This window comes from Streptomyces sp. NPDC058308 (genome assembly GCF_042880275.1).
GTDB lineage: Bacteria > Actinomycetota > Actinomycetes > Streptomycetales > Streptomycetaceae > Streptomyces.
Window position 1 is genome coordinate 70821 of sequence record NZ_JBHVZA010000010.1, and the last position, 12340, is coordinate 83160.

The window sequence follows — 12340 nt, forward strand, 5'->3', positions numbered from 1 at the left end:
TTTCACCCCGCACAGGGCTTTCGGAACACCCCCTTCCGGCATCCACAGATCTTTCGCACAGGCTGTGGATAACTGTCCGGAGGTGCTGATTCCTGTGGACAACCGCGGTGGACAGGCGGCCCAAGTCCGGTCTCCCACAAGGGGTTCCGGTCAAGGCGGCGGTCGCACTCTGCCCCATTTCGGGGAATCGTGCCCTTTTTATTGACCCGACCGGTCGGGCGGCCCGGGTCGCGGCACGGCGGATCTTTTCCGGCCGTACCGATCTTGATTCGGGGTGGCCGGACGCCGGAATTCGCATTCCGGCAAAACAGACATAACGCACACCCGGGAATATCGATTCGTAGGCCGGATCCGCACGACGGTAGCCTTGAGGGGTGATTGACCTTCGCCTGCTCCGTGAGGACCCCGACCGTGTTCGCGCCTCCCAGCGCGCCCGTGGAGAGGACGTCGCGCTCGTCGACGCCCTGCTCTCCGCCGACGAGCGGCGCAGGTCGTCCGGCCTCCGCTTCGACGAGCTCCGCTCCGAGCAGAAGGCGCTCGGCAAGCTGATCCCCAAGGCCGCGCCCGAGGAGAAGCAGGAGCTCCTCAAGAAGGCGGGCGAGCTCTCCGCCGCGGTCAAGGCCGCGAACACCGCGCAGGACGAGGCCGAGGAGGAGACCAAGCGTCTCCTGCAGCAGCTGGGCAACATCGTCCACCCGGACGTCCCGGTCGGCGGCGAGGAGGACTTCGTCGTCCTCGACACCATCGGCACCCCGCGCGACTTCGCCGCCGAGGGCTTCGAGCCCAGGGACCACCTGGAGCTCGGCGAGCTGCTCGGCGCCATCGACGTCGAGCGCGGCGCGAAGGTCTCCGGCTCGCGCTTCTACTACCTCACCGGCGTCGGCGCCCTTCTCGAACTGGCCCTGGTCAACGCCGCCATCGCGCAGGCGACCGAGGCGGGCTTCATCCCGATGCTGACCCCGTCGCTGGTCCGCCCGCGCGCCATGGAGGGCACGGGCTTCCTCGGCCAGGCCGCGGAGAACGTGTACCACCTGGAGAAGGACGACTACTACCTGGTCGGCACCTCCGAGGTCGCGCTCGCGGCGTACCACATGGACGAGATCATCGACGCCGACAAGCTGCCCCTGCGGTACGCGGGCTTCTCGCCCTGCTACCGCCGCGAGGCCGGCACGTACGGCAAGGACACCCGCGGCATCTTCCGCGTCCACCAGTTCGACAAGGTCGAGATGTTCTCGTACGTCGACCCGGCCGACGCCGAGAACGAGCACAAGCGCCTCCTGGAGTGGGAGAAGCAGTGGCTGACCGGCCTCGGCCTGCCCTTCCAGGTGATCGACGTGGCCACCGGTGACCTCGGCTCCTCGGCCTCGCGCAAGTACGACTGCGAGGCGTGGATCCCCACCCAGGGCAAGTACCGCGAGCTGACCTCCGCCTCGAACTGCGACGGGTTCCAGGCCCGCCGCCTGTCGATCCGCATGCGCGACAGCCGCGACGGCAAGAAGGTCCTCCAGCCCCTCGCCACGCTGAACGGCACGCTGTGCGCCGTCCCGCGCACCATCGTGGCCATCCTGGAAAACCACCAGCAGGCCGACGGCTCCGTGGTGGTGCCCGAGGTCCTGCGTCCGTATCTCGGCGGACGAGAGATCCTGGAGCCCATCGCCAAGTGAGTCACCCTGCCCCGGTCACGCCCTCCTTCCCCTACAAGCTGGTCGCGACCGACCTCGACGGGACGCTGCTGCGCCCCGACGACACGGTGTCCGAACGGACGCGTCAGGCGCTCACCGCGGCCACCGCGGCGGGCGCCGCGCACATCATCGTCACCGGCCGTGCGGTGCCCTGGACCCGCCACATCCTCGACGACCTCGGTTACGACGGACTCGCGGTGTGCGGCCAGGGCGCGCAGGTCTACCACGCGGGGGAGCACCGGCTGCTCACCTCGGTGACGCTCGACCGGCAGCTGGCGGGCCTGGCGCTCGCCAAGATCGAGGCGGAGGTCGGCCCGCTCTTCCTGGCCGCGAGCCGCGACGGTCTCGACGGCGAGGTCCTGGTCGGCCCGGGGTACGCGGTCCAGGACGGCCCGCTCCCCGCCGTCCCCATCACGGACGCCGCCGACCTGTGGGCGGCCCCGCTGAACAAGGTGTACATCCAGCACCCCGGCCTCGGCGACGACGCGCTGGCGGAGGTGGCGCGCGTCGTGGCGGGCGACCTGGTGGGCGTGACCATGGCGGGCGAGGGCATAGTCGAACTCCTCCCGCTCGGCCTCTCCAAGGCCACGGGCCTCTCCCTGGCGGCGCGCCGGCTGGGCGCGAAGGCCGCGGACACGATCGCGTTCGGCGACATGCCGAACGACATCCCCATGTTCGGCTGGGCGGCGCACGGCGTGGCCATGGCCAACGCCCACGACGAGCTCAAGACGGTCGCGGACGAGGTGACGACGTCGAACGAGGCGGACGGCATCGCGGTGGTGCTGGAGCGGTTGCTGGGCTGAGCGCCCCTTCGGCGGAGGATGCGCGGATCGAACGCGCGCAGGGGGCTGCCCCTGACGACGGCTTAGAGCCTGTCTTGGAACCCCCGTCGTCCGCGCGAAGCGCGGGCGCAGCGGCGGATTGGGGCCTCCCCTGCTCGAGCGGAGCCGAGAGCTTGGGGAAGCGTGCGATCGGTGTGCGGAGCCTCAGGTCATGTGGCGGAGCCACCTGTCCTGGGGCTCCGTGCGCCGAGCGTGCGTGCCGAGCGCCGCTGCGCAGGCGGGGGTTCAAAGACAGGCTCTCAGCAAGCCGCTGCCTTACCACTCGGCCAATCCTCCCGGGAAGGGAGGGGCGGCCCGCGCAGCGATGCGGACACCGCGCGCTCGAAGCGGCCGCCCCCGGGCAGCTCCCCCGTGAAGCGGGACTCCACGGAATGGGTGACCACTCCGGAGCCTGCCGCACGCTGCCCTGCCGGGAACTCGACTGATCCCGTACTGGACGGGTACGCCGGCTCTTCTCCCGGACTGTCACCGCCCCGGTCTCCCTGCGCGGTGACGTCAACTACTCTGCCCGCGACCCGAATTCCCCGCTACCGAATAAGTCGGGTCACCTGATCCGAATTAATCGGGTCGCCTCGCTCCGGGTCACCTTGAAGCGAGTCGCCTCGCATCGGTCACTCCTCCCCGGCCAGCGTCAGCGACCGCAGCTTCTGTCCCGCGTACCAGGTGGCGAGCGCCGTGACGGCGACCAGCAGGACCGTCGCGGCCGGCAGGCCGACGTCCGAGGTGATCAGGTCGCCGTGACCGACCTTCTGGGCCACGGCGAGGGACCACTGCTGCACGCTGAGCGTGCGTGCTCCGGAGACCAGCGATCCGAAGAGCGCCTCCCACACGAGGGCGTAGACGAGGCCGAAGACCACGGCGTGCCGGGTGACCGTGCCGAGGAGCAGGAAGATCGCGGCGTACGTGACGGACGCGACGAGCGCGGCGATCGTGTAGGCGATGGCGACCTGCTGACCGTTGCCGTTCAGGATCATCCCCGCGATGAACGTGGGGATCGCGGAGAAGGCCATGGTCACGGCGATGGCGACGATCAGCTTGGTGAAGATGATCGTGGGCCGCTTGACCGGCTTGGACAGCAGGTAGACGACGGAGCCGTCGTCGATCTCGGGGCCGATCGCGCCGGTGCCCGCGATGACGCCGATGATCGGCACCATCGTGGCGAGCGCGAAGCCGCCGAGGACGTCGACGGCCACCTGGTCGTCGGCGCCGCTGAAGCCCCGTACCGCCGCGGAGATGACGATCAGGAGGAGGGGCAGGGCGAAGAGGATCAGAGCCCGGCGTCGGCCGAGCAGGGCCCGGTAGGTGAGCCGGGCGACAGTGGGGTTGTACACGGTCACTCCCTTCAGGCCGCGACGAGGTAGGAGAAGACCGACTCGAGGGACTCGTCCGAGGGCGAGACCGTCAGGAGCCGGATGCCGTGCTCGCGGGCGACCCGGGGCAGCAGCGCGGTGAACCGGCCGAAGTCGACCGCCTGGATACGCAACGCGCCCTCCTTGAGGTCGACTTCGATGCCGGCCGTCGAGGGGTCGGCGATCAGCGCGGCGGCCAGGGTGCGGTCGTCGCTGGAACGGATCAGATAGCGGTGCGGGCGGTCGGTCATCAGGCGCCGGATCCTGCGGAAGTCACCGCTCGCGGCGTGCCGTCCGGCGACGATCACCTCGATGTGCGAGGCCAGTTGTTCGACCTCTTCGAGGATGTGCGAGGAGAACAGGACCGTGCGGCCCTGTTCGCCCATGGTCCGCAGGAGGTCCATGAGCTGCATGCGCTGGCGCGGGTCCATGCCGTTGAAGGGCTCGTCGAGCAGCAGTACGGACGGGTCGTGGACCAGGGCGGAGGCCATCTTCACGCGCTGGCGCATGCCCTTGGAGTACGTGGAGATCTTGCGGTCCTGCGCGTACTCCATCTCGACCGTGGCGAGCGCCTTCTTGGCGGCGCGCTCGTCCAGGCCGTGCAACTCGGCGTTGGCGACGACGAATTCGCGGCCCGTGAGGAAGTCGTACATCCCCTCGCGCTCGGGGACGATGCCGATGTCGCGATAGCTCGCTTCGTTGCGCCAGATCGGCTTCCCGTCGAGGGTGACGCTGCCCGTGGAGGGGGCGAGGAAGCCGCCCATCATGTTGATGAGGGTCGATTTGCCGGCGCCGTTCGGGCCGAGGAGCCCCGTGACTCCCGGGCCGATGTTCATGGTGATGTCGTTGACCGCCACCACGTTGCCGAACCAGCGCGACGTGTGGTCGATGCTGATGGTGGTCATTAGAGGCCGACCTTCCGGTAGCGGCGCATCAGTGCGCCGTAGCAGCCCGCGATGAGGCCGAGAACGACTACTACGTAGACGACGCCCACGCCGGACGAGGGGCCTTCCGCTCCGGGGAAGGCGGAGGTCGCGCCGAGGAAGGCGCTCTGCACACCGTCGACGAGCGTGATCGGCGAGAAGAGGCCCAGCCAGGCGATGGCTCCGTTGCTGCCCTGTTCGGAGGCGATCGTCTGGACCGTGGACACCGCTCCGTAGGTGATGGTCAGGACGGCGATGACGGCGGCGATGCCGAAGCCGCGGCGGGGCGTGATCGCAGAGATGACGAGCGCGATGCCGGAGAAGAGCAGGGAGAGCACCGCTACGGAGACCAGGCCTTGGGCGAACCCCGCGGCCTGGTCGGCGAAGTCGAGTTTGGCGAGCAGCGCGCCCACGTAGAGCACGAGGAGCGGCGCGGCGGTGAGGACGAAGAGGGCGCAGGACATCGCGGCGAACTTCGCGAGGACGTAGTCGCCGCGCTCGATGGGACGTGAGAAGTACAGGGGCACCGTTTTGAAGCGCAGGTCGCGCGAGACGGTCTGCGGGGCCTGGGCCGCCAGGAAGAGGCTGATGACGGCCTGGAGCACGATCGCGTAGCGGGTGTAGTCGACGGGCAGATCGTCGGCCTTCGTGGCGACGGCGACCGCCACCATGATCGCCGCGGGCAGGCACATGACCGCGAAAAGGATCATGGGCAGGACCTTGGACTTGGCGGAGCGCCCGAGTCCGTACGCGCCGCGCAGGCTCTGGGAGAAGAGCGAGCGGCGTGCGTAGGCACGGCCGAGGCGCGGTCCTTCGTAGTTGCGGTACCCGATGTTGTGGATCTGGGTGGAACCGATCGTTCCGGTGGGCTCAGGGGCCCGGGTGGACTCAGTGCTCATCGCGCCGGCCTCCTGTCTGCTGTGCGGCGGCTGTTGCTGCCGGGGCGGTGGCCGCGGCGCGCTCCGGGGCGGGCTCCTGACGCGCGTCGTCGTGGTCCTTGAAGACCTCCGCGATGTGGTGCCTGCGCTGTTCCATCCGGATCAGGCCGAGGCCGAGGTCGGCGACGAGGTCGCGCACGATGTCGTACGTCTCCTCGCCGTCGGCGGAGAGCAGGATCGTGTGGCCCGCGCCGGGCAGTTCGCCGCCGGTCTCGGTACCGATGCCGCGGTCCCCCAGCGCGTCGCGCAGGGCGCGGGTGCCGTCGGGGTGCTCGTCGGTGTCGGTGACCTCGACGGCGAGCGTCGTGGTGGTCTGGGTGAAGTCGGTGGTGGAGCTGGACCGCAGGAGCTTGCCGCCGTCGATCACGACGACGTGGTCGCAGGTGCGCTCCAGCTCGCCGAGGAGGTGCGAGGTGACCAGGACCGAGATGCCGAAGTCGGTGTGGACGCGGCGGATCAGGCCGAGCATCTCGTCGCGGCCGGCCGGGTCGAGACCGTTCGTCGGCTCGTCGAGGAGGACCAGTTGGGGGTCGTGGACGAGGGCCTGCGCCAGCTTCACGCGCTGCTTCATGCCGGTCGAGTAGCCGCCGATGGGGCGGTACCGCTCTTCGTAGAGCCCGACGTGGCGCAGGGTGTCCGCGGTGCGCTCGCGGGCCGCGGCAGGTGGGAGTCCGGACATGCGCGCCATGTGGACGACGAACTCGGTGGCCGAGACGTCGGGCGGCAGGCAGTCGTGCTCGGGCATGTACCCCACGCGTTCGCGGATCTCGCCGCCGCTCGCGGCGACGTCGAGGCCGAGCACGGCGGCGCGGCCCTCCGTGGCGGGGGACAGACCCAGCAGGATCTTGATCAGAGTGGACTTGCCGGCTCCGTTGGCTCCGACGAGTCCGGTCACACCGGGCCCGATATCCATGGAGAGCCGGTCAAGCGCGGTCACCCTCGGGAACCGCTTGCTCAGGCTTTCGGTCGCGATCACAGTCACGCTTCGACGCTAGTGGCGCGGACCACACGGGTCGTCAGTCCATGGGCCTGCCCTGACCTCACTCTGGAGTATTACGGGCCCGTAAGGGTCGTCCGGACGTCGGCCCCTGGGGGTTCTTCCGGACGTGTCCCGCAGGTTGGGCAGAACCCTTGACGTAGCCGCCGGGCATTGTCACATTCATCAGTGTCAAGTTACGACCGCGTACGGCGATGGACCGGACACGGGATGACCGGACTCGGGACGGACGGTGGCATGACCTCAGCAGTGGCAGGCGAGCTCTCCGCGGAACTGCGGGGGTTCAGAGAAGTGCAGACCCTCGCGTACGAATGCGCGGAGGCGGTCGCGGCCCAGCTCAAGCCGGGGGTGACGGAGCGCGAGGCGGCGCGGATGCAGCGCGAGTGGCTGCGCGAGCGGGGTGTGCGGGACTGGTTCCACCTTCCCTTCGCCTGGTTCGGGGACCGCACGGCGTTCGTGAACTTCCGGATCCCCCTGCAGTTCTTCCCGACCAACCGCAAGCTGGAGCCGGGGATGCCGTTCATCCTCGACATGGCCCCGGTGTACAAGGGCTTCACCGCCGACATCGGCTATTCCGGCTGCCTGGGTCTGAACCCCGTGCACGACAAGCTCCTCGCCGACCTGGAGGCGCACCGCGAGCTGCTCCTGCGCGAGGTGCGCGAGCGCCGCCCGCTCCGGGAGATCTATGAGGACGTCGAGCGGCTCATGGTCCGCCAGGGCTATGCCAACCGCCATCGCGCCTATCCGTTCGGCGTCATCGCGCACAAGGTCGACCGGGTCAAGGAGCGCCGGCTGGCCCCGCACGTCTTCGGGTTCGGCACGCAGTCGCTGAAGGGCCTTGCGAGCGACGCGATCCACGGCCACCGCGAGGGCTGGTCCCCGCTGTGGTCCCCGTACAAGTTCTCCGACCACCCGCCCCAGAAGGGGCTCTGGGCGGTCGAGCCGCACCTCGGATTCAGGGGTACGGGCGCGAAGTTCGAGGAGATCCTGGTCGTCACCGACTCCAAGGACCCCGAGGAGAGCGCGTTCTGGCTGGACGACGATCTGCCGCATGTGCGGCGCTGGGCTGAGGAGAGGGCCGCCGCATGACGACCGGAGACATCGGCAAGAGCACCGGCGGAGGCCTTAAAGGTGCGCGCGAGCGCTGGGTGCGCACGGGCGGGGTGGAGCTGTGCGTCGCCGAGCTGGGCGACCCCGCGAGGCCCACGGTCCTGCTGGTGCACGGCTATCCGGACTCCAAGGAGGTGTGGAGCGAGGTCGCCGGACGCCTCGCCGACCGCTTCCACGTCGTGCTGTACGACGTCCGCGGGCACGGCAGGTCGACCGCCCCGCAGCCGTTGCGCGGCGGCTTCACCCTGGAGAAGCTCACCGACGACTTCATGGCGGTCGTCGACGCGGTCAGCCCGGACAGGCCGGTGCACGTGGTCGGGCACGACTGGGGCTCGGTGCAGTCCTGGGAGTTCGTCACCGTCAAGCGCACGGAGGGCCGCATCGCGTCCTTCACCTCGATGTCGGGCCCTTCGCTCGACCACTTCGGCCACTGGATCAAGCAGCGCATGTCCCGGCCCACACCCCGCAAGGTGGGCCAACTGCTCGGCCAGGGCGCCAAGTCCTGGTACGTGTACATGCTGCACACCCCCGTGCTCCCCGAGCTCGCCTGGCGCGGTCCGCTCGGCAAGCAGTGGCCGAAGATCCTCCAGCGCCTGGAGAAGGTCCCGGCCGGCGACTATCCGACGCCGTCGCTGCCCCAGGACGCCGCGCACGGCGCCTGGCTCTACCGCGACAACGTCCGCGCGAGGCTGCGCAGGCCGCGCACCGACGCGTATGCCCACGCGCCCGTGCAGCTCATCACGCCCTCCGGGGACATCTTCCTGTCCGAGCGGCTCTACGACGAGCTGGAGCTGTGGGCCCCGCAGCTGATCCGCCGCACCCTGCCGGCCAAGCACTGGGTGCCGCGCACCCGGCCCGACCAACTGGCGGCCTGGATCAGCGAATTCGTCACGACGAACGAGGATGGCATGCCCGTCAGCGACAGCGGTGCGACCGGCAAGCACGCCGACCGGTTCGGCGGTCAGCTCGTGCTGGTCACCGGCGCGGGAAGCGGCATCGGGCGGGCCACCGCCTTCGCGTTCGCCGAGGCGGGCGCGCGCGTGGTGGCCGTCGACCGGGACGCCGAGAGCGCGGCCCGTACGGCGGAGATGTCCCGTCTGATAGGCGCGCCCGCCGCCTGGGGGGAGACGGTCGACGTCACCGACGAGCAGGCCATGGAGAAGCTCGCCGAACGGGTCGCCACGGAGTACGGCGTGGTGGACGTCCTGGTGAACAACGCGGGGATCGGCCTCGCGGGCTCCTTCCTCGACACCAGCAGCGAGGACTGGAAGAAGGTCCTCGACGTCAACCTGTGGGGCGTGATCCACGGCTGCCGGCTCTTCGGCAAGCAGATGGCCGAGCGCGGCCAGGGCGGCCACATCGTCAACACCGCCTCCGCGGCGGCGTACCAGCCCTCCCGGACCCTGCCCGCCTACAGCACCTCCAAGGCGGCCGTCCTGATGCTCAGCGAGTGCCTGCGCGCGGAGCTCGCGGGCCAGGGCATCGGCGTCTCCGCGATCTGCCCGGGCATCGTGAACACGAACATCACGGCGACGTCCCGCTTCGTCGGTGTCGAGGCCGACGAGGAGAAGCGCCGCCAGAAGAAGTCCGCCCGGCTGTACGGCATGCGCAACTACCCGCCGGAGAAGGTCGCCGACGCGATCCTGACCGCCGTCGTCAAGAACCAGGCGGTGGTCCCGGTCACCCCCGAGGCCCGCGGCGCCCGCCTCCTGTCCCGCTTCAGCCCGAAGGCCCTGCGTGCGATCGCCCGATTGGAGCCGCCGCTGTGAGCAAGGAAAGGGATCCGCTGACACGGACCGAGGAGCACTACGCGATCGTTCCGCGCCGGGTCTCGTTCGACTGGGACGGGACACCGCTGCACTGGATACCGGAGGAGCCGACCGCCACCCACGTCATCAACGTCCTGCACCTGCTGCTCCCCGCGGGGGAGCGGTGGTTCGTGAAGGTCTTCAAGGAGGGCCTGCCGCTGATCACCGATCCGGTGCTGCGCAAGGACGTCAAGGGCTTCATGGGCCAGGAGGCCACGCACAGCGTGCAGCACGCGCACGTGCTCGACCACCTGGCGGCGCAGCGCCTCGACACCGCCGCCTTCACCAGGTACGTCGACTTCCTCTTCGAGAAGCTCCTCGGTGAGAAGCCGCCGCTGGGCGCGCCGGTGCCGACGCAGGAGTGGCTGCGGTTCCGGCTGGCGATCGTCGCCGCGATCGAGCAGTTCACGGCGGTCCTGGGCGACTGGGTCCTGCGCGCCGAGGGCCTTGACCGCGCCGGGGCCGACGAGGTCATGCTCGACCTGCTGCGCTGGCACGGCGCGGAGGAGGTGGAGCACCGCGCGGTCGCCTTCGACATGTACCAGCACTGCGGCGGCCGCGGCCTGCCCCGGTACGCCCGCAGGATCGCGGGCATGACGGTCACGGCGCCCGTGATGCTGTACCTGTGGATGTGGGGCACGGCCTATCTGATCCGCCACGACCCCCAGCTCGCGGGCCGCCTGCGGTACTCACTGGCGGAGCACAACCGGGCGGTCGGCAAGGGCCTGCTGCCCACCTGGCGCGAGATCGGTACGGCGATACCGCGCTACCTGCGGCGGTCGTACCATCCCTCGCAGGAAGGCTCGTTGCGCAAGGCTGTGGCATATCTGGCGCAGTCGCCCGCGGCGCGGGCCGCGGCGGGCGCGATCGGCCGGGCGGCCACCGCCTAGGGTCCGGCACGAGGCACAACGAAGGGCGGGGAGCGTGGCGTACACGGAGCCCACAGAGCAGCGGGCGGAGTACCGCTCGGAGTACCGCATCGAGGATCTGGCGCACCACAGCGGCGCGACGGTCCGTACGATCCGCGCCTACCAGGACCGCGGGCTGCTCCCCCGCCCGGAGCGGCGCGGCCGGTCCAATGTGTACGGGGACGCGCATCTGGCCCGGCTGCGGCAGATCGCGGACCTGCTGGACCGCGGGTACACCCTGGCCTCCATCAAGGAGCTCCTGGAGGCCTGGGACGCGGGCCGGGGGCTGGGCGGGGTGCTCGGCCTGGCCGCGGAGGTCGACGGGCCGTGGACGGACGAGAAGGCCGACCGGATCACCCGCGCCGAGCTCGTCGCGGCCTTCGGCGGTACGCCCGACGAGGCGGCGGTGGCCGACGCGCTCGCTCTCGGCGTGCTCGAACCGATGCCGGGGCGCGAGGACGAGTTCCTGGTGCCGAGCCCTCAAGAGCTGTCGGTGGCCGTGGAGTTGCATGCGGCGGGTGTTCCGCTGTCGGCGATCTCGGGCCATCTGCGGGAGTTGAGGGGGCAGGTCGAGCACATAGCGTCCCGCTTCCTTGAGTTCACGACCGAGCATGTGTTCGCGCGCTATCTCGGACACCACCCGCCGACCGAGTCGGACGCGGCGGAAGCGGCCTCGCTGGTACGCAGGCTCCGGCCGCTCGCCCAGCAGTCGGTGGATGCCGAACTGGCTCGCGCGATGCGCCTGTTCGCCACGCGTCACCTCCGTCGGCACTTGGAGCCGGGGCAGCCCGCCCACCTGCCGGATGAGCCGCAGAGTGTCGCGCTGCCGATGTCCACGATGCGCGCCGTACAGGCCTTGGTTGGCGAGGAGAACGCCGCGGAGTTCATCGCGGCGGCCGCCGAACGGGAGGTACAGACAAGGACATTGGACGCATTGGCCGCAAGTCACCGCGATACGCGGTAAGTTGGCCAAATACCCTAGATCGCCTGGGACTTGTCCACAGAATTATCAACTACCCTGTGGATAACTCGACTTGGCTGTGGATCAAACCTTCGGACCGAAATACGTGGATGAAAAGTCGGTGGACGAAAATCGAGTGCGCGGAAAACGGATCACCGCGACGCTGAAGGCATGAACGAAAGACCCACCGCGGGGTCGGAGCAGCGCACCGTGAAGGTGGCCAAGTACCTGTCCAGACACCTGCGCCACCGCCCCGACCGGATCGGCGTCGACCTCGACGCGAACGGCTGGGTGGAGATCGACGTGCTCCTCGCCGCGGCCGCCGCCCACCGCTTCCCCATCACGCGGGCCGAGCTCGACCACGTGGTGGCCGTCAACGACAAGCGGCGATTCGCCGTCGAGAACGGCAGGATCCGCGCCAGTCAGGGCCACTCCGTGGACGTCGACCTCGCGCTGCCGCCGGCGACGCCGCCCGCGTACCTCTACCACGGCACCGTCGCCGCCCACCTGGCCGCGATCCGTGCCGAAGGGCTGCGCCCCATGAACCGGCACGCCGTGCACCTCTCGGCCGACCGCGAGACCGCGACGCGCGTCGGCGCCCGCCGCGGCCGGCCCGTCGTCCTGTCCGTCGACGCGGGCAGGATGCACCGTGACGGCCATGTGTTCCAGGTCAGCGCCAACGGCGTCTGGCTCACGGCCGCCGTCCCGTCCGACTGCCTGCGCTTTCCGGGGCCGCACTGATTCCGGGGATTCCGGGGATTCCGGGGATTCCGGGGATTCCGGGGATTCCGGGGATTCCGGGACCGCGCTGAACCGAGCGGG

11 protein-coding genes are annotated in these 12340 nt (G+C 70.0%); 7 read left to right on the forward strand and 4 right to left on the reverse strand.

Annotated features, from left to right (window positions below):
• Positions 1-374 precede the first annotated feature (374 nt).
• Together serS and ACFVYL_RS15920 are read left to right on the forward strand one after the other, a co-directional pair.
• Complete coding sequence (gene serS / locus ACFVYL_RS15915; protein WP_389716021.1) at positions 375-1664, forward strand: serine--tRNA ligase; 1290 nt, start codon at positions 375-377, stop codon at positions 1662-1664.
• Entirely contained in the window at positions 1661-2485 is an 825-nt protein-coding gene (locus ACFVYL_RS15920) for an HAD family hydrolase (protein WP_389716023.1), read from the forward strand. The genes serS and ACFVYL_RS15920 overlap by 4 nt, the downstream gene beginning before the upstream one ends.
• Before the next feature lie 650 nt (positions 2486-3135).
• Here the strand turns inward: ACFVYL_RS15920 and ACFVYL_RS15925 are convergent.
• Genes ACFVYL_RS15925 through ACFVYL_RS15940 form a run of 4 tightly spaced genes read right to left on the reverse strand, consistent with a single transcriptional unit; the run spans position 3136 to position 6710 of the window.
• Positions 3136-3855: an ABC transporter permease gene (locus ACFVYL_RS15925; protein WP_389716025.1), complete on the reverse strand. Its 720-nt coding sequence runs from the start codon at positions 3853-3855 to the stop codon at positions 3136-3138.
• 11 nt (positions 3856-3866) lie between these two features.
• Positions 3867-4778, reverse strand: a complete 912-nt coding sequence (locus ACFVYL_RS15930) for an ABC transporter ATP-binding protein (protein WP_389716027.1) — start codon at positions 4776-4778, stop codon at positions 3867-3869.
• A complete protein-coding gene (locus ACFVYL_RS15935) occupies positions 4778-5695 on the reverse strand; it encodes an ABC transporter permease (RefSeq protein WP_389716029.1) in 918 nt (305 codons plus the stop codon). The genes ACFVYL_RS15930 and ACFVYL_RS15935 overlap by 1 nt, the downstream gene beginning before the upstream one ends.
• Positions 5685-6710 (reverse strand): ABC transporter ATP-binding protein, encoded by a 1026-nt coding sequence (locus tag ACFVYL_RS15940; protein WP_389716395.1) that lies wholly within the window; start codon positions 6708-6710, stop codon positions 5685-5687. The genes ACFVYL_RS15935 and ACFVYL_RS15940 overlap by 11 nt, the downstream gene beginning before the upstream one ends.
• 258 nt (positions 6711-6968) lie before the next feature.
• Between ACFVYL_RS15940 and ACFVYL_RS15945 the strand changes: the two genes are divergently transcribed.
• The 5 genes from ACFVYL_RS15945 to ACFVYL_RS15965 all read left to right on the forward strand — a co-directional run bounded on the left by ACFVYL_RS15945 (position 6969) and on the right by ACFVYL_RS15965 (position 12259).
• Complete coding sequence (locus ACFVYL_RS15945; RefSeq protein WP_389716031.1) at positions 6969-7820, forward strand: M24 family metallopeptidase; 852 nt, start codon at positions 6969-6971, stop codon at positions 7818-7820.
• On the forward strand, positions 7817-9610 hold the full coding sequence (locus ACFVYL_RS15950) for an SDR family oxidoreductase (protein WP_389716034.1): 1794 nt from the start codon (positions 7817-7819) through the stop codon (positions 9608-9610). The genes ACFVYL_RS15945 and ACFVYL_RS15950 overlap by 4 nt, the downstream gene beginning before the upstream one ends.
• A complete protein-coding gene (locus tag ACFVYL_RS15955) occupies positions 9607-10539 on the forward strand; it encodes a metal-dependent hydrolase (RefSeq protein WP_389716036.1) in 933 nt (310 codons plus the stop codon). The genes ACFVYL_RS15950 and ACFVYL_RS15955 overlap by 4 nt, the downstream gene beginning before the upstream one ends.
• A 34-nt stretch (positions 10540-10573) precedes the next feature.
• Positions 10574-11521, forward strand: coding sequence for a MerR family transcriptional regulator (locus ACFVYL_RS15960; RefSeq protein ID WP_389716039.1), 948 nt, complete (start codon positions 10574-10576; stop codon positions 11519-11521).
• A gap of 168 nt (positions 11522-11689) precedes the next feature.
• Positions 11690-12259: an RNA 2'-phosphotransferase gene (locus ACFVYL_RS15965; RefSeq protein ID WP_389716042.1), complete on the forward strand. Its 570-nt coding sequence runs from the start codon at positions 11690-11692 to the stop codon at positions 12257-12259.
• Positions 12260-12340: the final 81 nt, after the last annotated feature.

Bases quoted from the DNA above. Each gene is read 5' to 3' on its own strand.
- ACFVYL_RS15935 (WP_389716029.1), bottom strand. From the start codon at position 5,695: ATGAGCACTGAGTCCACCCGGGCCCCTGAGCCCACCGGAACGATCGGT.
- ACFVYL_RS15930 (WP_389716027.1), bottom strand. From the start codon at position 4,778: ATGACCACCATCAGCATCGACCACACGTCGCGCTGGTTCGGCAACGTG.
- ACFVYL_RS15945 (WP_389716031.1), top strand. From the start codon at position 6,969: ATGACCTCAGCAGTGGCAGGCGAGCTCTCCGCGGAACTGCGGGGGTTC.
- ACFVYL_RS15965 (WP_389716042.1), top strand. From the start codon at position 11,690: ATGAACGAAAGACCCACCGCGGGGTCGGAGCAGCGCACCGTGAAGGTG.
- ACFVYL_RS15950 (WP_389716034.1), top strand. From the start codon at position 7,817: ATGACGACCGGAGACATCGGCAAGAGCACCGGCGGAGGCCTTAAAGGT.